Origin of the sequence: Micromonospora maritima (assembly GCF_902825405.1) — a bacterium.
GTDB lineage: Bacteria > Actinomycetota > Actinomycetes > Mycobacteriales > Micromonosporaceae > Micromonospora > Micromonospora maritima.
Map to the genome: position 1 here is coordinate 1 of NZ_CADEAU010000951.1, position 762 is coordinate 762.

The 762-nt window shown below is 74.5% G+C and carries 1 protein-coding gene; it reads right to left on the bottom strand.

What is annotated here, in order from left to right; translation table 11 throughout:
- A partial coding sequence (locus HUW36_RS33760; RefSeq protein ID WP_174531690.1) for an SseB family protein occupies positions 1-500 on the bottom strand: 500 nt, incomplete at its 3' end.
- Positions 501-762 lie beyond the last annotated feature (262 nt).

Sequence of the window (762 nt, forward strand, 5' to 3'; positions counted from 1 at the left end):
GGTGTGGGAGCGGCCGGCACCCGGGGGATCGACGCCTCGCGGGTGGTCTCCGGTACGCCGTTGCGGGCCGCGCGGGCCGCGCTCTCGACCCGGTCCAGCCGGGCCCGGGCGCCCATGGTCCGGCCGGGCAGCCGGACGTCTCCCCGGGCCAGCTGGGCGACATACCAGGCGGGCAGGTAACCCTCGATCGGCAGCCCCGGATCGACCGCCAGCCACCACTCCTGGTTGGGCCAGCCGGCGGCCAGGTCGGGGTATGCCACGACGCGCGTCGCCCCGGCGTTCTCGCCCAGGCTGGCCCGCATCGCGGCGACGGAGGTGAAGGCCAGCACGTGGGTCCGACCCGCGGAGGTCCAGGTGCCCCATCCGGCGGTGGGGCCGCCGGCGACCGGCAGCACCAGATCGACGCGGGTCAGCACGCGGAAGTACTGCTGCTGGTCCTGCGCGCGCAGCGCGTCCCGCATCGCCACCTCGGCCTCGGTGGCCGGCTCCCATCCGGTCACGGCCACCTCTCCTTCCGCGAACAGGCCACAGGCATCGCCTACAACCTACAAGGTGGTAACAAGATCACAATGCCTGGCCATCGACGGTCGGCCGTGACCTCGACGAGGCGCTAACATCCCGTTCCGGAGTCGACACGTTACGGAGGTCGTCGATGTCTCGGCCCCTCGTCCGCCCGGCCGTGGCGGTCCTGGCGACCCTCCTCGTCGCCGGCCTGCCGGCCGCACCGGCCGCGGCCCGCGCCCCGTCCGGATGCGCGGCGCC